Origin of the sequence: Streptomyces sp. NPDC056948 (assembly GCF_042674225.1) — a bacterium.
In the GTDB taxonomy this organism is placed as follows: domain Bacteria; phylum Actinomycetota; class Actinomycetes; order Streptomycetales; family Streptomycetaceae; genus Streptomyces; species Streptomyces purpurascens.
In genome coordinates this window covers 1-22,599 of sequence record NZ_JBHUQX010000114.1, presented here as the reverse complement: position 1 = coordinate 22,599, position 22,599 = coordinate 1, and the positions used below count along the sequence as shown (strand labels likewise).

22 protein-coding genes and 1 pseudogene are annotated in these 22,599 nt (G+C 71.5%); 8 read left to right on the top strand and 15 right to left on the bottom strand.

Annotation, left to right across the window (positions count from 1 at the left end):
• A partial coding sequence (locus ACFTZL_RS17075) for a shikimate dehydrogenase (protein ID WP_382582780.1) occupies positions 1-745 on the bottom strand: 745 nt, incomplete at its 3' end.
• A gap of 141 nt (positions 746-886) precedes the next feature.
• On the opposite strand from ACFTZL_RS17075, the gene ACFTZL_RS17070 reads away from it, so the two are divergent.
• Complete coding sequence (locus ACFTZL_RS17070; protein ID WP_382582777.1) at positions 887-1,552, top strand: TetR/AcrR family transcriptional regulator; 666 nt, start codon at positions 887-889, stop codon at positions 1,550-1,552.
• Between the two features lie 162 nt (positions 1,553-1,714).
• The gene (locus ACFTZL_RS17065; protein WP_382582774.1) at positions 1,715-3,073 is read left to right on the top strand and encodes an MFS transporter; all 1,359 of its coding nucleotides are present in this window, start codon (positions 1,715-1,717) and stop codon (positions 3,071-3,073) included.
• Positions 3,074-3,124: 51 nt separating this feature from the next.
• Here the strand turns inward: ACFTZL_RS17065 and ACFTZL_RS17060 are convergent, their stop codons facing one another.
• Positions 3,125-3,535, bottom strand: coding sequence for a VOC family protein (locus ACFTZL_RS17060; RefSeq protein WP_382582771.1), 411 nt, complete (start codon positions 3,533-3,535; stop codon positions 3,125-3,127).
• Between the two features lie 118 nt (positions 3,536-3,653).
• Positions 3,654-4,043, bottom strand: coding sequence for a VOC family protein (locus ACFTZL_RS17055; protein ID WP_382582769.1), 390 nt, complete (start codon positions 4,041-4,043; stop codon positions 3,654-3,656).
• 151 nt (positions 4,044-4,194) lie between these two features.
• On the opposite strand from ACFTZL_RS17055, the gene ACFTZL_RS17050 reads away from it, so the two are divergent.
• A complete protein-coding gene (locus tag ACFTZL_RS17050) occupies positions 4,195-5,424 on the top strand; it encodes a serine hydrolase domain-containing protein (RefSeq protein ID WP_382582766.1) in 1,230 nt (409 codons plus the stop codon).
• A gap of 7 nt (positions 5,425-5,431) precedes the next feature.
• On the opposite strand, the gene ACFTZL_RS17045 is transcribed toward ACFTZL_RS17050, so the two are convergent.
• From ACFTZL_RS17045 to ribA, 3 genes are all read right to left on the bottom strand, one after another.
• Positions 5,432-6,589 (bottom strand): saccharopine dehydrogenase family protein, encoded by a 1,158-nt coding sequence (locus ACFTZL_RS17045; protein WP_382582763.1) that lies wholly within the window; start codon positions 6,587-6,589, stop codon positions 5,432-5,434.
• Positions 6,579-7,655 carry a saccharopine dehydrogenase gene (locus ACFTZL_RS17040; RefSeq protein ID WP_382582760.1) on the bottom strand — a complete coding sequence of 359 codons (1,077 nt, stop codon included), beginning with the start codon at positions 7,653-7,655 and terminating at the stop codon, positions 6,579-6,581. Before ACFTZL_RS17040 ends, ACFTZL_RS17045 begins: the two co-directional genes overlap by 11 nt.
• Positions 7,656-7,813: 158 nt before the next feature.
• Positions 7,814-8,473: a GTP cyclohydrolase II gene (gene ribA / locus ACFTZL_RS17035; RefSeq protein ID WP_382582757.1), complete on the bottom strand. Its 660-nt coding sequence runs from the start codon at positions 8,471-8,473 to the stop codon at positions 7,814-7,816.
• A 41-nt stretch (positions 8,474-8,514) separates the two neighbouring features.
• Between ribA and ACFTZL_RS17030 the strand changes: the two genes are divergently transcribed.
• On the top strand, positions 8,515-9,279 hold the full coding sequence (locus ACFTZL_RS17030; RefSeq protein ID WP_382582754.1) for a creatininase family protein: 765 nt from the start codon (positions 8,515-8,517) through the stop codon (positions 9,277-9,279).
• A 128-nt stretch (positions 9,280-9,407) separates the two neighbouring features.
• On the opposite strand, the pseudogene ACFTZL_RS17025 reads toward ACFTZL_RS17030, so the two are convergent.
• The 5 genes and pseudogenes from ACFTZL_RS17025 to ACFTZL_RS17005 all read right to left on the bottom strand — a co-directional run.
• Positions 9,408-10,397: pseudogene (locus ACFTZL_RS17025) on the bottom strand (lysylphosphatidylglycerol synthase transmembrane domain-containing protein); the annotation flags it as partial.
• Positions 10,394-11,485: a methyltransferase domain-containing protein gene (locus ACFTZL_RS17020; RefSeq protein ID WP_382582751.1), complete on the bottom strand. Its 1,092-nt coding sequence runs from the start codon at positions 11,483-11,485 to the stop codon at positions 10,394-10,396. The pseudogene ACFTZL_RS17025 and the gene ACFTZL_RS17020, both read right to left, overlap by 4 nt.
• Positions 11,482-12,681, bottom strand: coding sequence for a glycosyltransferase family 4 protein (locus ACFTZL_RS17015; RefSeq protein ID WP_382582748.1), 1,200 nt, complete (start codon positions 12,679-12,681; stop codon positions 11,482-11,484). Before ACFTZL_RS17015 ends, ACFTZL_RS17020 begins: the two co-directional genes overlap by 4 nt.
• Positions 12,678-13,076, bottom strand: a complete 399-nt coding sequence (locus ACFTZL_RS17010; RefSeq protein ID WP_184588322.1) for a 6-carboxytetrahydropterin synthase — start codon at positions 13,074-13,076, stop codon at positions 12,678-12,680. The genes ACFTZL_RS17015 and ACFTZL_RS17010 overlap by 4 nt, the downstream gene beginning before the upstream one ends.
• Before the next feature lie 172 nt (positions 13,077-13,248).
• Positions 13,249-14,250, bottom strand: coding sequence for a zinc-binding alcohol dehydrogenase (locus tag ACFTZL_RS17005; RefSeq protein WP_382582745.1), 1,002 nt, complete (start codon positions 14,248-14,250; stop codon positions 13,249-13,251).
• Between the two features lie 106 nt (positions 14,251-14,356).
• Here ACFTZL_RS17005 and ACFTZL_RS17000 point away from each other — a divergent pair, with 106 nt between their 5' ends.
• A complete protein-coding gene (locus tag ACFTZL_RS17000; RefSeq protein ID WP_382582742.1) occupies positions 14,357-15,118 on the top strand; it encodes a CDP-alcohol phosphatidyltransferase family protein in 762 nt (253 codons plus the stop codon).
• Positions 15,119-15,130: 12 nt separating this feature from the next.
• Here ACFTZL_RS17000 and ACFTZL_RS16995 read toward each other — a convergent pair whose 3' ends face one another.
• Complete coding sequence (locus ACFTZL_RS16995) at positions 15,131-15,514, bottom strand: winged helix-turn-helix transcriptional regulator (RefSeq protein WP_382582739.1); 384 nt, start codon at positions 15,512-15,514, stop codon at positions 15,131-15,133.
• Positions 15,515-15,629: 115 nt separating this feature from the next.
• Here ACFTZL_RS16995 and ACFTZL_RS16990 point away from each other — a divergent pair, with 115 nt between their 5' ends.
• Positions 15,630-16,031 (top strand): Rid family hydrolase, encoded by a 402-nt coding sequence (locus tag ACFTZL_RS16990; RefSeq protein ID WP_382582736.1) that lies wholly within the window; start codon positions 15,630-15,632, stop codon positions 16,029-16,031.
• 7 nt (positions 16,032-16,038) lie between these two features.
• Here ACFTZL_RS16990 and ACFTZL_RS16985 read toward each other — a convergent pair whose 3' ends face one another.
• Positions 16,039-17,550 carry an ABC transporter substrate-binding protein gene (locus ACFTZL_RS16985; RefSeq protein ID WP_382582733.1) on the bottom strand — a complete coding sequence of 504 codons (1,512 nt, stop codon included), beginning with the start codon at positions 17,548-17,550 and terminating at the stop codon, positions 16,039-16,041.
• Positions 17,551-17,657: 107 nt separating this feature from the next.
• Between ACFTZL_RS16985 and ACFTZL_RS16980 the strand changes: the two genes are divergently transcribed.
• Positions 17,658-18,617 (top strand): AAA family ATPase, encoded by a 960-nt coding sequence (locus tag ACFTZL_RS16980; RefSeq protein WP_382582730.1) that lies wholly within the window; start codon positions 17,658-17,660, stop codon positions 18,615-18,617.
• 102 nt (positions 18,618-18,719) lie between these two features.
• Here ACFTZL_RS16980 and ACFTZL_RS16975 read toward each other — a convergent pair whose 3' ends face one another.
• Positions 18,720-19,262 carry a hypothetical protein gene (locus ACFTZL_RS16975; protein ID WP_382582727.1) on the bottom strand — a complete coding sequence of 181 codons (543 nt, stop codon included), beginning with the start codon at positions 19,260-19,262 and terminating at the stop codon, positions 18,720-18,722.
• 169 nt (positions 19,263-19,431) lie between these two features.
• Between ACFTZL_RS16975 and ACFTZL_RS16970 the strand changes: the two genes are divergently transcribed.
• Complete coding sequence (locus tag ACFTZL_RS16970) at positions 19,432-20,046, top strand: HD domain-containing protein (protein WP_382582725.1); 615 nt, start codon at positions 19,432-19,434, stop codon at positions 20,044-20,046.
• 425 nt (positions 20,047-20,471) lie between these two features.
• Here the strand turns inward: ACFTZL_RS16970 and fusA are convergent, their stop codons facing one another.
• Positions 20,472-22,511: an elongation factor G gene (fusA, locus tag ACFTZL_RS16965; RefSeq protein WP_382582723.1), complete on the bottom strand. Its 2,040-nt coding sequence runs from the start codon at positions 22,509-22,511 to the stop codon at positions 20,472-20,474.
• Positions 22,512-22,599 lie beyond the last annotated feature (88 nt).

Below are 22,599 nucleotides of genomic sequence, written 5' to 3'. Positions count from 1 at the left end.
GGGTGGCGCAGCCCAGCGCGCGGGCGGTGCGCAGCAGTTCGGTCTCCAGCGGGCGGTAGACCACCTCGGCGACCCACAGCCCGGGGTGGAGCAGGCCGGCCGGCAGGGGCAGGCCGGGGTGGGCCGCCATGCCGGTGGGCGTGGCGTGGACGATGCCGTCGGCGTGCGCGAGCAGTTCGGCCTGTTGTTCCGGGGGCGCGGCGGCCGCGCGGCCCTCCCCGAAGGTGCGGTTCAGGGAGCCGGCCAGGGCCGCGGCCCGTTCGGGCAGCGCGTCGACGACGGTGACCCGCTCGGCGCCGAGGGTGAGCGTGGCGTGCGCGACGGCCGCGCCCGCACCTCCGGCGCCCAACTGCACGACCCGCTCCAGCGGTGCGTCGGGCAGCCCGCGCGCGAAGGACGCGGCGAAGCCGGTGACGTCCGTGTTGTGGCCGACGGCGCGGCCGTCCTCGAACACGACGGTGTTGACCGCGCCCAGCGCCTCGGCCTGCGGGGCGAGCGCGTCCAGGTGCTCGATGACGAGCTGCTTGCAGGGATGCGTGATGTTGAGCCCGTCGAAGCCCAGGTCGCGCGCGGCACGCACCAGATCGCCCACCGCCTCGGGCGGCACCCCGAGCGGATCGATGTCGATGAGCCGGTACAGCAGGCGCAGGCCCTGGCGGTCTCCCTCCCGCTCGTGCAACGCCGGACTGAGCGACGGGCCGATGCCGGAACCGATCAGTCCGACGAGATACGAGTCCTTGGGCACACGGGCCTCCCGAGCAGCTCACTAATGTACGAACTAGTACGTTAGCTATATCAGCCGAGCACGAGGACGGGAAGCCCCCGTCGGGCGCGGGCCCCTGCTTCTACAATCACCGGCACCGGCCCCTCCGCCCGAAGGAACCTGATGACCAGCGTCGAAGAACCGGCACGTCCTGGCGAGCGCATCCGTGACGCCGCCCGCACCCAGGCCGAGATCCTCGACGTCGCCACGCAGGAATTCGCGCGCGCCGGCTACGACGGGGCCCGGGTGGACGAGATCGCCGCCCGCACCCGCACCACGAAGCGGATGATCTACTACTACTTCGGCGGCAAGGAACAGCTGTTCACGACCGTGCTGGAGCGGGCGTACGGGGTGATCCGGGAGGCCGAGCAGCAGCTCGACGTCGACCACCTCGACCCCGTGGCGGCGATCCGGCGCCTGGCCGAGGTGACCTTCGACCACCACGAGCAGCACCCGGACTTCATCCGCCTGGTCAGCATCGAGAACATCCACGGGGCCCAGCACATCGCCGCCTCCGAGAAGCTCGGCAAGATCGGCTCCCCCGCCCTGGACGTGATCCGCCGGATCCTGGCGTCGGGCAAGGAGTCGGGCCTGTTCACGGCCGACGTCGACGCCGTCGACCTGCACGCGATGATCTCCTCCTACTGCTTCTTCCGGGTCTCCAACCGGCACACCTTCGGCGCGCTGTTCGGCCGCGACCTGCTGGACCGGGCGCAGCGCACGCACTACCGCACCATGCTGGGCGACATGGTGATCGCGTATCTCACGGCGGAGCGCACCGCGGACTGAACGTCCGGCGCACAACCTCTTGACACCGGCGGCACGCGGGCGCAGCATCACTGGCCATCCCCTACTAACTACCCAGTGGGTTAATTAGCCGCGATCCGGCCCGCCCTCTCTGCTCGCCGTTCGTCTCACTCCGCCTAGGGTGGAGCCCGCTAAGGAGCCGCCGTGTCCGTCCCCGCCACGCCCCGAGGGGCCGCCGCCCCACCCGGTCAGCCCAGGAAAGCCGCGACCGCCGCCTGGATCGGCAGCGCACTGGAGTACTACGACTTCTTCATCTACGGCAGCGCCGCCGCGCTGATCTTCCCCGCCGTGTTCTTCGACGAGTCGGACCCGGCCACCGCGACCCTGCTGTCGCTGGCCACGTTCGGCGTCGCGTACGCCGCCCGCCCGGTCGGCGCGCTGTTCCTCGGCCACTTCGGGGACAAGCTGGGCCGCAAGAAGATCATGGTCTTCACGCTAATGCTGATGGGCCTGTCGACGTTCCTGATCGGCTGTCTGCCCACCCGGGGCCAGGTCGGCACGCTCGCCCCGGTCCTGCTGGTGCTGTGCCGGGTGCTCCAGGGCATCTCGGCGGCGGGCGAACAGGCCAGCGCCAACTCCATGACGCTGGAACACGCGCCGCCGGGCCGGCGCGGCTTCTTCACCAGTTTCACCCTCAGCGGCACACAGGGCGGCCAGTTGCTGGCCACGCTGGTCTTCATCCCGGTCGCCGCGCTGCCCGAGGAGCAGTTGCTGTCGTGGGGCTGGCGGGTGCCGTTCTGGCTGAGCGTCGGGGTCGCCGTCGTCGGCTGGGTCATCCGGCGCAAGCTGGACGAGACCCCGGCCTTCGCGCAGCAGGCCGCCGAGGAGGGCGTCGTCAAACTGCCGCTGGTGGTGCTGATGCGCGAGCACTGGGCGGATGTGCTGCGGGTGATCGCGGGCGCGCTCATCGCCTCGGTCAGCACGATCTTCACGGTGTGGGCGCTGGCCTACGCCACCAGCGACGCGGTCGGCATGTCGCGCACCGCCATGCTGTGGGTGGGCGCCCTGGCCAATGTCGTCGCGCTCGCCGCGATCCCGCTGTGGGCCACGCTGTCCGACCGGATCGGCCGCCGCCCGGTGTTCCTGATCGGCGCGGCCGGCAGCGCGGTGACGATGTTCCTGTACCTGTGGGCCGTCTCCACGGGCTCCTACCCGCTGACGTTCCTGACGGGCGTCCTCTGCTTCGGCGTGGTCTACAGCGCCGCGAACGGTGTGTGGCCCGCCTTCTACGGCGAGATGTTCACGACCCGGGTCCGGCTTTCCGGCGTGGCCATCGGCACGCAGATCGGTTTCGCCGCGGCCGGTTTCGCGGTGACGTTCGCCGCGCAGATCGCCGGGCCGGACGGCGACGACTGGTCGTCGGTGGCGCTGTTCACGGCGGCGCTGTGCGTGCCGCCGGTGATCGCGGCGCTGTCCGCGCGCGAGACGAACCGGGTTCCCACGGAGGCGCTCGGTGAGCGTGCCGCTCGGGGAACCGTTCAGCCGGAGAAGGTGACGGCCTGAGACCATCCCCCCACCGGGTCCCCCTCGGGGGCCCGGTGACAGGCCGACCGGTCAGGCGTTGGACCAGCCCCGGCGGCACAGCACGAGCCGGTAGCCGTCGGGGTCCTCGATGGTGACGCCCCACTCGTTCCAGTACGGGTTGGGCGACTCCACCCGCTTGCCGCCGTGCTGCTCAAGGCGGGCGATCAGCTCGTCCGGGATCGGGCCGTCGGCGTAGATCACCAGCAGGTCCTCCTCGGTGGGGCGGGGCTCGACCGGCCGGGCGGCCTCGTACACGAGCTCCAGATGCCAGTCGGCGTCGGGCCGGCCGAGCATCAGCAGGTCGTGCTCCCCTGGTTCGCCCCCGCCCTCGGCCCGCCACACCACCTCCAGCCCGAGCCCCTCGCGCCAGAACCGCTCGGCCGCCGCCAGGTCCCGGGAGGGGCGGGCGATGCGGATATGGCTGCGACCGTTCACGGGCATGGCGACCTCTTCTCGTGACGTCCTGATCTGCGACGGCGACCCGCCTCGCAGCTTAGGAAGCCGACTCCACGGAGTCATCGGCCATAAGACCTGCGCCCCGCGGCCTAGGCCGCGGCTCTCAGGACTTGCTGTGCACGATCTGGATCAGGTTGCCGCAGGTGTCGTCCAGCACCGCGGTGGTGAGCGGGCCCATCTCCGTCGGCTCCTGGGTGAACCGCACCCCGAGCCCGCGCAGCCGCTCGTACTCCGCGTGTACGTCGTCCACGGCGAACGAGGCGGCCGGGATGCCGTCCTCGACCAGCGCCGTCTTGTACGGCTGCACCGCCGGATGGCCCGAGGGCTCGAGGAGCAGTTCGGTGCCCTCGAGGTCCTCCGGCGAGACCACGGTCAGCCACCGGTCCGTCCCCACCGGGACATCGTGCTTCTTCACGAAGCCCAGCACGTCGGTGTAGAAGGTCCGGGCTTTTTCCTGGTCGTCGACGAAGACGCTGGTGATGTGGATCCTCATGAGCTGCTCTCCGGAGTGTCGGACCTGATCTCGGACGGGCGGCGGCCGTCCCGTTCGACGGTACCGGTGGCCTCTGACATTCACCTGTTCCTGCGCGGTCCGGGCGGGGTATGCCGGATCTCACCTCGACGAGCGCGACGGAGGCAGAGCGATGGCACAGCTACGGCAAGAGGTCGATCCGGCTGAGGCGGGGCTGGATCCGAAGGTGCTGGACGACATGGACCGGCACTTCACCCGACTGGTCGACGAGGGGCGGCTGCCGGGCTTCCTGCTGTCCGTCGCCCGCTCCGGACGCGTCGCACACCTCGCGACGCACGGACGGCGCGACATCGCGGCCGGGCTCCCGGTCGAGCCCGACACGCTGTGGCGGGTCTACTCCATGACGAAACCGGTCACCGCGGTCGCCGCACTGCTGCTGGTGGAGGAGGGCCGGCTGTCGCTGGACGACCCGGTCGCCGACCATCTGCCGGCCTTCGCCGAGCCGCGGGTGTACGTCAGCGGCTCCGGGACCGATGTACGGACCCGCCCGGCCGACGGCCCCATACTCGTCCGGCATCTGATGACCCACACCTCGGGTCTGACCTTCGGCTTCTACCACACCCACCCCGTCGACGCCCTGTACCGCGCGGCCGGCCTGGAGTCGTCGGTGCCGCCGGGCGCCGATCTGGCCGAGACCATCGAGGTGTACGCGAGTCTGCCGCTGCAGTTCGAGCCGGGCACCGAGTGGAACTACTCGGTGGCCAGCAATGTCCTGGGCCGGATCATCGAGGTCGTGTCGGGGCAGCCGCTCGACGTGTTCTGTGCCGAGCGGGTCTTCGGCCCCCTCGGCATGACGGACGCGGGATTCCACGTCACGGACGAGCAGGCGCCCCGGCTGTCGGAGATGTACGGGGAGAAGGAGGGCGGCGGCATCGAGCCGATCCCGGGGCTGCCGCTGCGCGGCCGGCCGCGGTTCCTGTCGGGCAGCGGCGGCATGGTGGCCTCCGCCCACGACTACCACCGCTTCATGGAGCTGCTGCGCCGCCGCGGCGAACTGGACGGCGTACGGCTCCTCGAGCCCAAGACCGTGGCCCTGATGACCCGCAACCACCTGCCCGACGGCGCCGACCTGCGCACCTTCGGCAGCCGTCCCGCCCACGACGAGCCGGGGAACGAGGGAGTCGGCTTCGGCCTCAACTGCTCCGTGGTCATCGACCCGTCCCGCACACTCGCGCCGTCGGGGCTCGGCGCCTTCGGCTGGAGCGGGGTGGCGACGACGACGTTCTGGGTGGACCCGGGTCGCGACCTGACGGTGCAGTTCATGACGCAGGTGCGGCCCAGGACCTCACACACGGTGTTCCGGGACCTGAAGAGGCTGGTCCACGAGGCCCTGTCGGGCTGAGGCCCCGCTACTGGTCGACGCGCAGGGTGAACTCGACTCCTTCCTGGGCGAGTTCACGCAGCCACTGTTCGGACCGGGCCGCGGTCTCGGCGGCGCGGTTCAGACCCGGCGGCAGGGAGCCGTCCAGGACATGGCTGACGCCCAGGGCGAGGGTGCGCGAGACGCAGCGGGCCATCGCGCTCTCCCGCGCGTCGCCCACCAGGTCGAGGAGGTAGCCGCCGGCCCAGGTCCGTCCCGTCTCGGCCCGTACCTCCAGCGACACGGCGAGGACGACCCGGTCACGGTCGTCCTCCGTGGTGGGGTAGGCGGCGGCCAGTTCCTGGGCCAGGGCGGCGATCCGGGTGTCGTCGCCCCTCTTCAGCTCCTCGAAGACATCGTCCCAGGCCCGCAGCCAGCCCTCCAGCCGCAGGGTGCCGCGTACGAACGTCCGCGGTGTCCAGGCGTCCGGCAGCTCGTACTGCTCGACGAACGGGACGCTGTCGCGGTTGGGATAGACCTCGAACGTCTCCCCTTCGACGACATGCCGCCGGGTCGCCTCCCACGGACGGTCGGCGACGGTCTCGGCACCGTCCTCGATGTAACGGGCCGGGGAGCGCAGGGCGTTGAGGACGCCCGCGGGTGCCCAGCTGAAGCGGTACGTGAAGTCGTTCGGGACGGCGGGGACACCGCCGCAGTACGAGGTGAGGGTGTAGGAGGCGGGTGTCCCGTCGCCGATGGCGTCCCGGGCCCGGGCGACGAGGGCGTGCGCGAAGAGGTGGTCGATGCCCGGGTCCAGCCCGGCCTCGGTCAGGACGACGACGCCGGCCTTCTCGGCGGTGGGCACCTGCTCGAGCACCGCCTGGGACACATAGCTGGAGCAGGCGAAGTGCGCTCCCTGCCGTACGCACTCGGCGAGCAGCGGCGCGTGCTCCGGCGCGGGAAGCATGGACACGACGACGTCGCCGGGGGCGAGTTCGGCGGCGAGCGCGGGCAGCGTGTACGCGCGGGGCTCGGCCCGTCCGGCGAGCCCCAGCCGGCCGAGGGCGTCGGCCGCGCGGCTCTCGGTGCGGTGCCAGAGCCGTACGCGCTCGGCGGTGTCGCACAGCGCGGCCAGTCCGCTGCCGGTGGAGAGGCCGGCGCCGATCCAGTGGACGGTGCCGCTCGCGGGTACCGGGTCAGTGGTCATGGAACTCCCCCTCATCGCATTCCCCCTTGTCGAGTCCGTGTTCACGGGACGCCTGGCGGAACCGGTCCAGGCAGCGTCCCCAGGGCCCGGCGACGCCGAAGTCGAGCAGCTGGGGATACAGGGCGGCCGAGAAGTCGGCGCTGGACTCCAGCGGCAGCAGGGAGGGGAGGTTGTCGATGGCGATCAGGTCGAGCGGGGGTTCGTCGCGCAGCCGGCGGACGGGCTCGTCCCAGTCGGTGGTGTCGTCGTACACCGGAAGGACGTTGAGCGGGGAGCCGACGTCGCAGGTCACGTCGCACAGCGTGCGCAGCCGGCGGTCCGGGGCGTCGAGGTCCCGCTCCCGGAGGAACGGTGGGACGGGGGTGGTGGCGAGCACCGCGTTCACCATCACGTCGTGCTCCAGCAGGGCGCGGCGGTCCAGGTCGCGGGTCTCGGCGAGGTCCCAGCAGGTCGGGTCGACGCCGGCGGCGGCGAACGCCACACGGGCACCGCGGCCGCTGCGTCCCAGGGCGCCGATGACCAGGCCGGTGAACTCGGCGTCGTCGGCGGCGGGCTTGAGAGTCTCGTCCAGGTCCTCCTTGGTGGTGGGCGTCAGCGGTGCCCGCAGCCGGCCCCGGTGCTGGAGCACCGCCAGGGCGGCGCCCAGGTAGCCGGCCCAGAAACCGAAGGCGGCGAGGCGCCGCCCGGTGTCGTCCACCAGGTACTCCAGGTCGAACAGCGTCCCGCCCCCGGCCGTGAACCGGCCCAGCAGGCCGACTGCTCCCGGCTGGCCCTTGTAGGCGTGGCCGAAGAAGATGTGCCGGTGTGTCAGTTCCGCCGGGTCCCCGGGCAGTTCCTTCAGGCCGAGCACGACGGCGTCCCGCGGCGCCGTCACCCAGGAGCCCGCGGGCGCGACGCGGCAGCCGGCCGCCTCGTACTCCTCGATCGGGAAGACCCGCTGGGGGGACTCCTCGACGGTCAGTTCCACTCCGTTCCCGACGAGCCGCCGGGCATCGTCAGGCACGATCGGTGTGCGTCGCTCGGTCGTTCGGGCCTCGTGGCGCAGCCACAGATGGAGCTCGGTCATACCAGGTGGGCCTCCGGCGTGAGGCGTCGGCCGCTGAGGGCCGACGCTCAAGGGTCTGACGTCCACGAAGCGTACGCGGCCCGCTCGCGGGTCGCGCACGAATGTGCCCAGGTCACGCCGAGGAGAACCGGAGCCCGCCGATGCGGGCGCCCGACTCCTCAGGAGGAGCTGACCACCGCGTCGAGGTGGGGCAGGTGGTGGTCGAGACGCTCCCGCTTCGTCCGCAGATAGGTGATGTTGTTCTCGCACGGCGGGATCAGCAGCGGCACCTGCTCGGCGACCTGGATGCCGTGGCTGACCAGGGCGTCGCGCTTGCGCGGGTTGTTGGACATCAGGCGGACGGACTTCACGCCCAGGTCGTCCAGGATCCGGGCGGCGACCCCGTAGTCGCGGGCGTCGACCGGCAGGCCCAAGGCGAGGTTGGCCTCGACGGTGTCCAGGCCCTCCGCCTGCAGGGCCATCGCGCGCAGCTTGGCGAGCAGGCCGATGCCACGGCCTTCATGCCCTCTGAGGTAGACGACGACACCGGCGCCCTCGGCGACGACCGCGCGCAGGGCGGCGTCGAGCTGGTCGCCGCACTCGCAGTGCTGGGAGCCGAAGGCGTCGCCGGTCAGGCACTCCGAGTGCAGCCGGATGAGAACGTCGTCCGTGCCGAGTTCGCCGTAGACCAGCGCCACCTGTTCGTCACCGCGGTCGTGGTCCAGGTAGCCGACCGCCTGGAATTTCCCGTACACGGTGGGCAAGGGCGCATTCACGACGCGTTCCACGCCGGTCTGCTGCGGTGACTTCTTGCCGAGTACACCAATTTTTTCTGTCATGATTCTCGAGTTCCTAAGCAGAGACGAAAGGCCGTGACGTTATGAGTGATCTGGTGCCGGCGGACACCACGGAAGACGTACGGACGCGGGGCGCCGGTGTCTCACGGCAGGTCGCGGTGCTTCCCGTGGGGAGCTTCGAGCAGCACGGTGCGTTTCTTCCCCTGGCGACCGACACGCTCGTCGCCTGTGCCGTCGCGCGGGAGATAGCCGGCGCGTACCCGGTGCACCTCCTTCCTCCGGTGACGATCTCGTGCTCGCACGAGCACGCGGCCTGGCCGGGGACCGTCAGCATCTCCTCGGTGACCCTTCATGCGGTGGTACGGGACATTGCGGCTTCGCTCCGCCGGTCCGGCGTCGAGGCCCTGGTGGTGGTCAACGGGCACGGCGGAAACTACGTACTGGGCAACGTCGTTCAGGAGTCCTCCGCCCGCGGCGAGCGGATGGCTCTCTTCCCGGCCGCGGAGGACTGGGAGGAGGCGCGGGAGCGGGCGGGTGTGGTCACCTCGCTGCTCACCGACATGCACGCGGGGGAAATAGAAACCTCCATCCTTCTGCACGCTCATCCCGAAATGCTCCGACCCGGTTATGAGACCTCCGATTTCGTCGCTGACGACCGTCGTCATCTGCTCACCCTCGGCATGTCCGGCTATACCGATTCCGGTGTCATCGGCCGTCCTTCGCTGGGTTCGGTGGAAAAGGGGAAGGAACTCCTGGCGAGCCTGGCGGATTCCTTCGGGGCGTATTTCTCGATGCTGACCTCCGCGGACGACGGGGCTGCCTCCACGAGCGATGGGGCTGACGGGTAGTCATTCCCGGCCCGGGACCGGGCACGCAGGCCCGTGTACCAGCGGGCGACGAGCACGACCAGGCCGGGCAGGCTCGCCGCGAGGCTGAGCACCCCGTAGACGACCGCGACGGCGAGTCCCCGGCCGGCGCCCAGCCCCGCGGCGCCGAACGCCCAGGCGGTGACGCCCTCCCTCGGCCCCCAGCCGCCGACGTTCAGCGGCAGTCCCATCGCCAGCAGCGCGAGGACCGCGAGCGGCAGCAGGACGGTCACGGAGGCGTTGGCTCCGGCGACGCGGGCGGCGAGTACGAACATGGCCACGTAACCTGCCAGAACGACCACGGAGGAGACAATGACTCCGGGGCCGTTGCGGCGGGACAGCAGCCCTTCGCGTGCCTCGGCGAGGGCTCCGCGCAGCTTCCGGCCGCGGCGTGAGGGCGCCGCCCGGTTCATGCGCAGGGCGAGGACGACGGCGAGGGCGCCCACCGAGGCCAGGGCCACGAGCGGGGCGATGTGCCGGGCCTCGTCCAGCACCGGGGACGGCATGGTCAGCAGCACCAAGGCCCCGACGGCGAACAGCGCGATCTGTCCGGCGGCCCGTTCGAGCACGACCGCCTTCACGCCCCGGCCCAGATCGCCCTCGCTCTGCCCGTGCCGGACCGCCCGGTGCACGTCGCCGAGGACCCCGCCGGGCAGCGCCGCGTTGAGGAACAGCGCGCGGTAGTAGTCGGCGACGGCCGGTCCGAACGGCAGCCGGATCCTGAGGCCCCGGGCCACGAGCGCCCACCGCCACGCGCTGAACACCGTGGTGACGAGCCCGATCCCGAGCGCCAGCACCAGCGACGTCCCGTCGATCCGGCTCAGCCCGTCCAGGAAGACACCGGTACCGAGCCGCCAGAACAGCACGCCGAGGATGGCGACTCCGGCGAGGGTGCCGAGATGTGTACGGACCTTGCGGGAGCCGAGCCGGGCCAGGGCGGCCCGGATCGGGCCGGGCGACGGGGAACCGGCGGGGCGGGAAGCCTCCGGTGCCGGGGCATCGGGTTCCCCGAGCGGACTCCCGCTGTCGCCGCTCCGGGGCAGCGGGGCGCTCTCGATGGACGTCGGTCGCGGACGTGTCCCCGTCGCCTGGGGGCTCATGACGCTCCGCCCGCCGGGCGGCTCAGGGCCAGGAGGTCGGTGTGGTGGACGATGACGTGCAACTGGCCGGCGGCGCAGGCGGCCAGGCGTTCGGTCAGGTAGGCGTCGGCGCGATCGCGCAGGTCGGGGCGTTCCTCGACGGCGGCGCCGACCCAGCCGCGCAGCCACTGTTCGGTGAGCGCGGCCTGCTCGGGGCCGAGCCGCCAGGGGCTCGGGTGCAGCCGTACGGTCGCGCCCTGTTCGGAGAACGCCTCGGCCGCCGCCGTGACCGCGTCCGGGCCGAGCAGGCCGTCGCGGCGCTGGTGCTCGTTGAACGCCTGGGCGATCTCCGTGTCCAGCGGGTGGGACGGGGTCAGCTCGACGCGTCCGGCGACGGACAGCGTCAGCAGGGCGGGGCAGCCGGCTCCGGCACAGGCGGCGGCGAGGGCGTCGATCTCGTCGCGGGTGAGGACGTCCAGCAGCGCGGACGCCGTCACCAGGGACGCGCCCTTCAGGGCGTCCGGCGTGAGGCGGGCGACGTCACCGCGCCGTGTCTCCACCGAGACCCGGCTGCCGTCGGCGGCGGAGCGCGGGGAGGCGACGGCGGCGAAGTGCAGCAGGTAGGGGTCGCGGTCGTGCAGGACCCAGTGCTGGGCGCCGTCCAGGCGGGGGGCGAGCCAGCGGCCCATCGACCCGGTGCCGCAGCCCAGGTCGTGGATGGCGACGCCCGACTTCCCCGGCAGGTTGGCGAGCCGGATGCGCAGCGGGTCGAGCAGGTCGTGCGCCCGCGCGGCGGCGTCGGCCGGCTCCCGCAGCTCCAGCCACTCGGGCGCGTAGCGGGGCGGATCGTCGGGGTCGGCCTCGCGCAGCTTCACGGTGGGCCGCGAGCCGGGTGTGCCGCTGGGGCCGGCGCCCGGGATGACGGCGCCCGCCGGCACGGCGTCACCCGCCCACGCGATCACCGCGTGACCCGGTGCCGCCACGGTGTCACCCGGCTTCGGGGCCGTGGCGTCCGCCGGCTTGGCGGCCTCCTGCTGCTCGGCAACCCCTCTGGGCCCGGGCTGCGTCGGAATCGTCCCGCTCTGCTGGGTCGTCGCCGGGTTCGTCATGCGGCCCTCCGGGGTTCGGTCGGAAGCCGGCGCAGTACCGCCGCCAGGCTCTGTGCGGTCGTCGCCCAGCCGTCGAGGGAGGCGCGGCGACTGCGGGCGGCGGCCTTGAGGCGACGCCGTACATCCGCCTCGCCGAACCAGCCGCGCAGTTCGGCGGCGATGGCGGCGGGGTTCTCCGGCGGGACGAGAATGCCGGGCACGCCGCCGTCGGGGGCGCGGCCGACGGCCTCGGGGAGCCCGCCCACGTCCGTGGCCATGACCGGGATGCCCCGGGCCAGTGCCTCGGTGACGGCCATGCCGTAGGTCTCGGCGTAGGAGGTGAGGACCATCAGGTCGGCCGTGGCGTAGCTGGCGTCGAGTGCGGCGCCGGACTTCGGGCCCGCCAGCTCCAGCCGGTCCTCGAGGCCGTGCTCGGCGATGAGGGACCGCAGATGGGCGACGTACTCGGGCTCCTGGGTGAGGCTGCCGACGAAGACGCAGCTCCACCGCAGGTCGGTCACCGTGGCCAGCGCCTCCACCAGCCGGTGCTGGCCCTTGCGCGGGGTCACGGCAGCGACGCACAGCAGACGCGAGACACCGTCGGTGCCGGGCGCGAGGGGCGCGATGTCGGCACCCGGGGCCGCGACGTGGACGCGCTCCGGGGGGAGGCCGTGGTGGGAGACCAGGCGGCGGACCGCCCAGTCGCTGGTGGCGATGACCGCCGGAACGGCCCGCAGCACCGCCCGCTCCTTGGCGTCCAGTTCGGCGGCCACGACCGGGTCGAGCCCGGTCTCGTCGCCGAGCGGGAGATGGACGAGGACGACCATGCGCAGCCGTTCGGCCTCCGGGACGACGATCTCCGGGACCCCGCAGGCCACCAGGCCGTCGAGCAGGACGACGGCACCGTCCGGCAGTCCGCTCAGGGCGCGGGCCAGTTCCGTACGGGCCTCGGCCCCCGGCTTGGGCCAGTCACCGGCGACGGCGTGCTTGGTCACCTGCCAGCCGAAGCCGGGCAGGTCCAGGCAGAGGCGCCGGTCGTAGGCGTTTCCGCCGCTGGGCGCCGCCGGGTCGTCGATGCCGCCCGGGAGCACGAAGTGCACGGTGCGCAGGGACATGGGGATGATCTCGGCGTTCTTCAGGGCGGCGTGCTGCACCGGAACATAGTTCAGGCGTGCCGGTCCGGTCTGCCCGGGCCGCTCGATGGTCGTGTCGGTCACAGCGCACGCTCGTAACTCGCCCAGGCGATGTGCGACTCGTGCAGGGTGACGGACAGGCCCGCGATGCCCTTGGCGCCCTCGCCCAGCGCCCCCTTGTGGATGCGCTCGGCGAGCCGGTCGGCGATGACCTTGGCGAGGAACTCCGTGGAGGTGTTGACCCCCGCGAAGTCGGGTTCGTTGTCGAGGTTGCGGTAGTTCAGCTCGCTGACAACGGCTCCGAGTTCCTGGGTGGCCAGCCCGATGTCGACGACGATGTTGTCCTCGTCCAGCTGCTCGCGCCGGAACGTGGCGTCCACGAGGAACGTGGCCCCGTGCAGGCGCTGCGCCGGTCCGAAGACGTCGCCACGGAAGCTGTGGGCGATCATGATGTGATCGCGGACGGTGATGCTGAACAACGGACGACCCTCCAGGTGCGGCGCGTCTGCTCCCCCGCTGTTGGCTGCCGGGGATGCCGGGTAATACGGCTCCTTGCCTTCCCCTGTTCAGCCTCCGCTACGTCTTTTCTCAGGTCAGGCGCTCTTGTCGTACCGATGTCGTACCGGATGGAACGAATCGTCAGCCGATGCGTCAATCGCTCTCGTCGTACGGGTCACTGCTTTCGTCGTAGCGGACTCGGTGGCACAGCGCCGGGATCTCGCCGGAGGCGAGCCTCGGCAGCACGTCCGGCAGCTCCTCGAAGCCGGATTCGCCGGTGACGAGGGCGTCGAGCGCCGGGTCGGCGAGCAGGTCGAGGGCGACGGCGAGCCGGTCGGCGTAGGTGCGGTTCGGGCGGGCCGGGGAGACGGTGCCGACCTGGCTCGAGCGGATGACGAGCCGCCGGGAGTGGAAGGCCTCGCCCAGCGGCAGGCTGATCCGCCGGTCGCCGTACCAGCTCAGTTCCAGCACGGTCCCCTCGGCGGTGAGGAGTTCCAGGGACCTGGCGAGTCCCTGCTCGGTGGCGCTGGCGTGGACGACCAGGTCGCACTCGCCCTCGGCGTCCGCGGGGGTGGCGAAGCCGACGCCCAGGGCCTTGGCGATGGCGGCACGGGACGGGTCGGCGTCGACCAGTTGGACGCGGACGCCGGGGAACCGGGCGAGCAGGGCGGCCACCGAGCAGCCGACCATGCCGCCGCCGACCACGGCGATCCGGTCGCCGACCAGGGGCGCGGCGTCCCACAGGGCGTTGACGGCGGTCTCCACGGTCCCGGCGAGCACGGCCCGTTCGGCCGGCACGGTGTCCGGTACGGGAGTGACGGCCCGTGCCGGGACGACGTACCGGCTCTGGTGGGGATAGAGGCAGAACACCGTACGGCCGGCGAGCTCCTCGGGCCCTTCCTCCACCACGCCGACGTTGAGGTAGCCGTACTTCACGGGGCCCGGGAAGTCGCCCTCCTGGAACGGTGCCCGCATGGCCGTGTGCTGGCTGACCGGCACACCGCCGCGGAAGACGAGCGTCTCCGTGCCGCGGCTCACTCCGGAATACAGCGTGCGGACCAGCACCTCGCCCTCGCCGCGCTCCGGCAGGGTGACGTCCCGGATGCCGCCTCGCCCAGGCGAGTCGATCCAGAACGCCCGTGCGGTGTGCTTCATCGAAGTCCTCCTGAACGATCGGGAAGCTGCTTGCGTACCGAGGGGTGCACAGGCCGCGCACAAGGTAGCGGCGTTGATCGACTCTGTCACGGCCGGAGGATGTTCGGTGGCCCTGAACAACACTTACGACGCGAGGCTCGTACAGCAGGAGACCGCCCTGGGGGCGGGAGTGCAGGTCCTGCTGCTCGCCCTGATCGGCACGGCGATCGGGATGGGCCCGGCGGGCTGGCTGACCGGCCTCGCGTTCGCCCTCGCCACCTGGGCGGTGCTCTCCCGGGCCCTGCACCGCTCCCGGCTGCGCTCCTTCGGCGCGGCCAACCGGGTCACCCTCGGCCGCGCCACCCTCGTCGGCGGGGTCACCGCGCTCGTCGCGGACTCCTTCCAGAGCTCGCCGCCCGTGTCGCTGTTCGTCGGCCTGACGGCCATCGCCCTGATCCTCGACGGCGTCGACGGCAAGGTGGCCCGCCGCACCGGCACCTCCACGGCGCTGGGCGCGCGCTTCGACATGGAGGTCGACGCGTTCCTGATCCTGGTGCTGAGTGTGTACGTGTCGATGGAGCTGGGCCCGTGGGTGCTGCTGACCGGCGGTATGCGGTACGTCTTCGTCGCCGCCGCGCGGGTCTGGCCCTGGCTGACCGCCGCCCTCCCGCCGAGCACCGCCCGCAAGACGGTCGCGGCGCTCCAGGGTGTGCTCCTGCTGGTGGCGGGCGCCGATCTGCTGCCGTACGCGGGCAACTTCGGGGTCGCCGCCCTGGCCCTGGGCCTGCTGGTGTGGTCGTTCGGGCGTGACGTGCTGTGGCTGTACCGGACCTCGCGGATCGAGAAGACGGCGCCCCGGCAGCAGGTGCGGGAACTGGTCGCGAGCTGACGCTCCGGCCCGTCAGGCCTCGAACCGCCCCCGCGCCGTCTCGATATGACCGAGGTACTGGTGGGTCCAGCCGCAGAGCAGGTCGACCGTGGCCCGCAGGGCCCGGCCCGGCTCGGTGAGCGTGTACTCGACCTTCGGCGGCACGGTGGGGTGCACCTTCCGGTCGACCAGGCCGTTGCGCTCCAGCATCCGCAGGTTCTGGGTGAGCATCTTGTGGCTGACGCCCTCGACCTCGTCGCGCAACTCGCTGAAGCGCAGGGTGCCTTCACCGAGGGCCTCGATGATCAGCAGGGCCCACTTGTTGGCGACGTCCGAGAAGATCTCACGCGCCAGTGAGTCCGCCCGCCGCAGATCCGCGTCCTCGGGCAGGCCGCTCAGCTCCTGCTTGGTCACCATCTGGTTCCCCAGTCACCGAAAAGTGCGTTCTTCCAGGTCGGCGGTCACTCTCCTACAGTTCCCGAGTAACCGCAAGAGAGCACGTAGACGCGTGCTCGACGGAAGGACAGGAACTGTGACGACCCCCGATGTCTACGACCACGCCATTCCGGCCGAGACCCACTTCGGCTACGCGCAGGCGATCCGGTCCGGCGACCTGATCCATGTCTCCGGGCAGCTCGCGTTCGACGAGGCGGGCGGCTTCCGCCCCGAGGACGACTGGGCCACCCAGCTCGAGCAGACCCACGTCAACATCGACAAGGTCCTGGCCCACTACGGCGTCACGCGCAACCAGATCGTCTCCCAGACCCTGTACGCGGTGGACCTGGTGCGCCACGCCGAGGTACTGGCCGAAGCCAACCGGGCGTATTTCGGCGCCCACCGCCCGGTCAGCACGGCCCTCGGTGTCACCGAGCTGACCTTTCCCGGGCAGTTGGTCGAGATCAGCTGTGTGGTCGACACGAAGCTGCCCGCGTGAAGGCGCTTCAGCGACGCGTCCCGGTACCCACCAGGGTCCGCTCGTAGGGGTCGAGGACGACGCCCTGAACCTCGGTGGAGACGCCGGCGATGATCTGCTGGTGGGCCAGCGGCACGACGGCGTCCGTGCCGAGGATCGCGGCCTCGGCGGCCATGGCGGCGTCCTGCCGCTCGCCGGTGCCGTCGGTCCCGTCGGCCTTGGCGACGGCCCGGTCGACGTTCTTGTCGCACAGCAGGGCCAGGTTGTAGCTGCCGTCGCAGGTGTAGTCACTGCCGAGGACGCCGACCGGGTCGCCGGTGTCGAGGAGGCTGTTGCGGGCGCCGATGAACGCGTCGAACTTCCCGGCGAGGGCGTCGCTCTCCAGCCGTGAGTACTCGCGCACTTCCAGCTTCACCTTGAAGCCGGCCTTCTCGAGCTGCTGTTGCACCACCTGGGCGACCTCGGGCAGCTCGGGCCGGTTGTCGTAGGTGGCGAGGGTGATCCGCTCACCGTCGGGCTCGGCGGCGTCCGCGCGCCCGGCCGGCTTCACCCGCTTACTCTCGGCCCAGGTGACGGCGGGACCGTAGATGCCCGCGCCCCGGTCGGCGTACCCCTCGAAGACGCCCTTGACGATGGTGGAGGAGTCGATCGCCGTGCGGGCGGCGGCGCGCAGCTTCGGGTCCTTGAAGGGACCGGCCTCGGTGTTGAGCTGCAGGCTGGTGGTGCGGGTGGTGCCGGCTTCCTTCAGGGTCGCCTTGTCGAGCGTGGCGGCCTGGGCGACGGGGATCGCCTCGGCGATGTCGATGTCGCCGGTGCGGACCGCGTTGGCGCGTGCGGTGCCGTCCTTGACGAAGCGCGCGTCGATGCCGGAGGCCTGGGCGCGGCCGCCCCAGTAGTCGTCGAAGCGGTCGAGGGTGGCGGAGCCGCCGTTGACCTTCGTGATCTCGAAGGGGCCGGTGGCGGTTCCGACCGGGTCGGGGTTGCCCTTCTCGCCGTACGCCTTCGGGGAGAGGATCGCGAGGCTCGGGCTGGACAGACGCATGGGCAGGACGGGATCGGCGGCGGCCGTGGTGACGCGTATGCCGCGGTCGCCGTCGGCCTTCGCGTCGAGCGTGACACCGGCGAGGGCGGCGGGAGCGGGCTTCGCCTTCGTGGCGCGGGTGAGCGCGGCGGCCACGGCGGACGGGGTGACGTCCGCGCCGTCCTGGAAGGTGGCCTCGCGCAGGGTGAACCGCCAGGTGCGGTCGTTCTCGCGGCGCCAGGACTCGGCGAGCGCGGGGGCCGCGGAGCCGTTGGCGTCGAGGGCGGTCAGTCCCTCCGTGACGCCGAGACGGCTGAGGAGCGTGGCGTCGGCTCCGTACGGCGAGAAGTTCTCGGCGGGCGGGAAGGCGAGGGCGACCCGCAGCCGGGAGCCCGACTGCCCGCCGTTCGACGACGACTCCCCTCCCGGGGAGGCGAAGCAGCCGGCCAGGCACGGGGCGAGGACGAGGACGGCGAGGAACCGGAAGGGACTCTTGATGCTTTGAACACGCACTTGCACAGCATATGCATCCACTGATCCCGAACGGCCCAAGGGATTTGACAGTGGTGGCGATCACTCCCTAAACCTAGCCACATGACATCCATTTTCAAAAAGGTGGAGTGGCCGTGAGGATCGCGTTCGTCGGCAAGGGCGGCAGCGGCAAGACCACGCTGTCGGCACTCTTCTCCCGCCATCTGGCGCGCTCCGGCGCCCCGGTCCTCGCCATCGACGGCGACATCAACCAGCACCTGGCCGAGGCGCTCGGCGGGCAGGAGAAGTCCGCCCCTCCCCTGGGTGCCCACCTGTCCTCGATCAAGGACTGCCTGCGCGGTACGAACCCCCGCATCACCTCCCGCGAGGCGATGATCAAGACCACTCCCCCGGGACGCGGCTCCCGCCTCCTGCGCCCGCTCGGCGAAGACGAACTGCACGCCCGGCACGTCGGCCGCGCGGGCGGCGTACCCCTGATGGTCACGGGCGAGTTCGACGAGTCCGACCTGGGCGTGGCCTGCTACCACTCCAAGCTCGGCGCGGTGGAGTTGTACCTCGGCCACCTGCTCGACGGTCCCGGCGAATACGTCGTGGTCGACATGACGGCGGGCGCGGACGCCTTCGCCTCCGGCCTGTTCACCCGCTTCGACATCACCTTCCTGGTGGCGGAACCCACGCGCAAGGGCGTCTCGGTCTACCGCCAGTACCGCGACCACGCCCGCGAGTTCGGCATCCGTGTCGCCGTGGTCGGCAACAAGGTGACCTGCGAGGACGACCTGCTCTTCCTCAAGGAAGAAGTAGGGGACGACCTCCTGACCCACCTGATCCACTCCCCCTGGGTCCGCTCCGCCGAACAGGGCCGCGCCGAGGCCGGCCCGGACCCCCTGGCATCCCTGGAGCCGCACAACCGCCACGCGCTCACCGTCCTCCGCGAGGCAGTCGACGCCCACCCCCGCGACTGGGACCGGCTCCACCGGCACGCCGTCGAGTTCCACCTGCGCAACGCCCGGGCGTGGGCGGACGGCCGCGCGGGAGAGGACTTGGCGGCCCAGGTGGACCCGGACTTCGTCCCGGGGCCGGCCGCCTTGGCCTGAGGCGCACCCTTCATGTCCCTCGGCGTCTCCCCGAAGGTCCTCTCCGAAGCCGAGATCCTGAACCAGTCGCTGGAGTTCAGGTACTGCCGCCCCACCCACCGGCTACTCGATCCCCGTGGCGTCGAGTAGCCGGACCACGTCCTTGCGCCCGTATCCGAGCAGTCGGGCGCGGTCAGCGGCCATCAGCACCAAGTGCGCGACGATCTTCGCCGCGTATCCGTTCTTGTTCTCCGCGTCGAACCATTCCTGGGGTTTCTCCACACCCAGGCTGTTCATCACGAGGCCGTGGTCTCGGCGGACCTCCGCGACGGTTCCGGCGACCGCGGCCATGAGCGTCTTGCCCGGCCGCTCGCACTCCAAGGCGAAACACCCCCAGTCGACCGGCACGCACCCCTCCGGCGGACGCGCCCGCAGTCCCGCATACCTCTCGTCCCCGAACCCGGAGGCCCGGAACTCGTCGTGCACCAAAGAGAACCGATGGAACCCGGGCCGGACCGGAGGCGGTGGAGGCGTGTACTCCCACCCGGCGTCCTCGTACAACTGCCGCTTCACTTCTTCTTCTTCGGCATGCGTCACGGTGAAGCCGTTGGCCTCGTTGCGACCGGTCGTCGTACCGTCCGGGTTGCGGTGGAAGTGCAGGCCCATGGCGTGCTCCTGTTGTCGTGATGTCGATGGACGAGAAGTCCCGTCACCAGCTCGAACGGCCCGCGAAGCCGGCCCGTGCCCACTTCCGGGCGGCATCACCCGATCGCGTGATACAGGCGGCGTGGGAAGTGGCCGACCAAGCGGGCTGGGCGGTTGTTACGCTCCTCCGGTGAGCATTCCGGGCCCCGCAGAGATCCAGGCGCTGCACGAGAAGCACGCGCCCACCGCCGAAGCGTTCAGGCTCGTCCACACGCACTGCGAGATCATCTGGGGAATCGCCGAACAGCTCCTCTCCGCGCCCCACCTCGCTCACCTCGATGCCGAACTGGTCCGCGCCGGCTGCCTCCTTCATGACATCGGCGTCTACCGCCTCTACGGGGCCGACGGACGCCTGGACCACGAGAACTACGTCCGACACGGACTGCTCGGCCACGAGATCCTCGAAGCGGAGGGCTTCCCCGAACCCCTCTGCCGCTTCTGCTCCCACCACACCGGAGTGGGACTGACGCGGCACGACATCGTGAGCCAAGGTCTGCCTCTCCCTCCCGCCGACTACCTGGCGGTGACGGAGGAGGAGAGGCTGGTCATGTACGCGGACAAGTTCCACACCAAGTCCAGGCCGTCGGCCTACCTCTCCCCCGACGAATACGCCGCCCATATCCGCCGCTTCGGCGCGGACAAGGTGACCGCTTTCCAGACCCTGCGCGCGGAGTTCGGCGACCCGGACCTCACCGGACCGGTGCCGTGCGGGGCGGCATCCAGCGGGCGGCCGGTACCTGGGTGACTCACGGCGGTCCTGGGCACTCGGTGAGCACACGTGCCCGTGTCCGACGGCGTGTGGCAGAGGTGCTCGTCGGGCACGACCCGCAGGACAAATACACCCGCCAGATCGCCCACTCGGCCTACGTGCGCACCCAGTGACGTTCCACCCGCGCCGGCTTGACGAACCGCCCCTTCTCCGCGACCCACGGATACGGAAGGCTCAGTCGGCGCAGGTCGAGAGGCCTACGGAACGGTGACGATCAGTCCTTCCTGGACAGCCCGGTCCAATAGCTCTTGCTCGTCGTACTCGACGAGGTCCACGAGGTCGGTTCCGTGCGTCATCAACGACACGAGGACGCCCACGTCGGGGACGTCGACGGAGATGTCGTACCCGTAAGGGAGGCCCCCTCCCGGTTCCGGACGGGAAGGGGAGGGGGCCAGTGAGCCCTACCGCACCGGCGCCTCGACCGGTGCCGGCGCATAGCCGGTCGGCCGGGCCGTGAAGGTGCCGCGGCCCTGGGTGCGGCTGCGCAACCGGGTCGCGTAGCCGAACAGTTCGGCCAGCGGCACGGTCGCGGTGACGACCGCCGCGCTCGCCCGGGTGACCGAGCCGGTCACCCGGCCGCGCCGGGCCGCGAGGTCGCCGAGCACACCGCCCACCGCGTCCTCGGGCACGGTGACCGTGACCTCGACGACCGGCTCCAGCAGGACCATCGCGCAGGCGCGCAGGGCCTCGCGGAGGCCGAGGCGGCCGGCCGTGCGGAACGCCGTGTCCGAGGAGTCCTTCACATGGGTCGCCCCGTCGGTGAGCGTGACGCGCAGCCCGGTCACCGGGTGACCGCCGAGCGGCCCTTCGGTGAGGGCGTCACGGCAGCCGGCCTCGACCGCCCTGACGTACTCCTGCGGCACGCGCCCGCCGACGACGGCCGAGCGGAAGGCGAAGCCGGTTTCGTACGGCTCCACGTCGAGGACGACATGGGCGAACTGCCCTGCCCCGCCGTCCTGTTTGACGTGCCGGAACACCAGTCCGGACACGCCCCGGCCGACCGTCTCGCGATAACTGACCCGGGGGCGGCCGATGTTGACGTCCACGCCCAGCTCGCGCCGGATTTTCTCCACCGCCACCTCCAGATGCAGTTCACCCATGCCCGAAAGCACCGTCTGCCCGGTCTCCGGGTCGGTCCGCACGACCAGCGAGGGATCCTCCTCGGTCAGCCGCGCCAGCCCCGACGCCAGCCGGTCGGTGTCGCCGGCCCTGCGGGACTCGACCGCGACCGAGACCACCGGCTCGGGCACGCCCGGAGGCTCCAGGACGAGCGGGGCGTCCGGCGCGCACAGGGTCGAGCCGGCCCGGGCGGACTTCAGCCCGACGACGGCGACGATGTCGCCGGCGACCGCCCGGTCCAGCGGTGCGTGCCGGTCGGCCTGGACGCGCAGGATCCGGCCGATCCGCTCGGTGCGCCGCGCGCTCGCGTCCCACAGGGTGTCTCCCTTCTCGATCGTTCCCGAGTAGATCCGCAGATAGGTCAGCCGGCCCGTCGATGTGGCGTGCACCTTGAACGCGAGGGCGGCCGGCGGTGCCGCCGGGTCGGCGGGCCGCTCCTGTTCCTCGCCTTCGTCGGTGCCGCGGACCGGCGGCACGTCCAGCGGCGACGGCAGATAGGCCACGACCGCGTCGAGCAGCGGTTCGACACCGCGGTTGCGGTACGCCGAGCCGCACAGCACGACCACGCCGTCGCCGTCCCGGGTCAGGTCCCGCAGCGCCGAGGAGAGGGTCCGCTCGCCGAGCGTGCCTGTGTCGCAGAACTCCTCCAGCGCGCCCGGATGGAGTTCCGCCACGGCTTCCTCCAGCGCCCGGCGGCGTGCCAGGGCTTCGTCCCGGAGGTCGTCCGGGACCGGTGCCTCCTCGCAGGTGTCACGGTCGGTCCACAGCAGCGCGCGCAGGCGTACGAGGTCGACGACACCGGTGAAGGTGTCCTCGGCGCCGATGGGCAACTGCACGACCAGCGGAGCCGGGTGCAGCCGCTCCCGGATCGACGCGACGGCCGCGTCGAGGTCGGCTCCGGCGCGGTCCATCTTGTTGACGAACGCGATCCTCGGTACGCCGTGCCGGTCGGCCTGCCGCCACACCGACTCGCTCTGCGGCTCCACCCCGGCCACCGCGTCGAACACGGCCACCGCGCCGTCGAGCACCCGCAGCGCACGCTCCACCTCGTCGGCGAAGTCGACGTGCCCTGGGGTGTCGATCAGGTTGATCCGGTGACCGTCCCAGGCGCAGCTCACCGCCGCGGCGAAGATGGTGATGCCCCGGTCGCGCTCCTGCGGATCGAAGTCCGTGACGGTCGTGCCGTCGTGGACCTCGCCGCGCTTGTGCGTGGTTCCGGTGGCGAACAGGATCCGTTCGGTGACGGTGGTCTTGCCGGCGTCGACGTGGGCGAGGATGCCGAGGTTGCGGACGACGGCGAGGGGGTTGTGGTTGGTGCGCACGGCCCATGGCCTTTCGAGGCGATCAGGAAGGGGGCAGCGCGATTTCCGGGCGAGGCAGGTGTGGTGACACACGTCTGCTTCGGCCTGC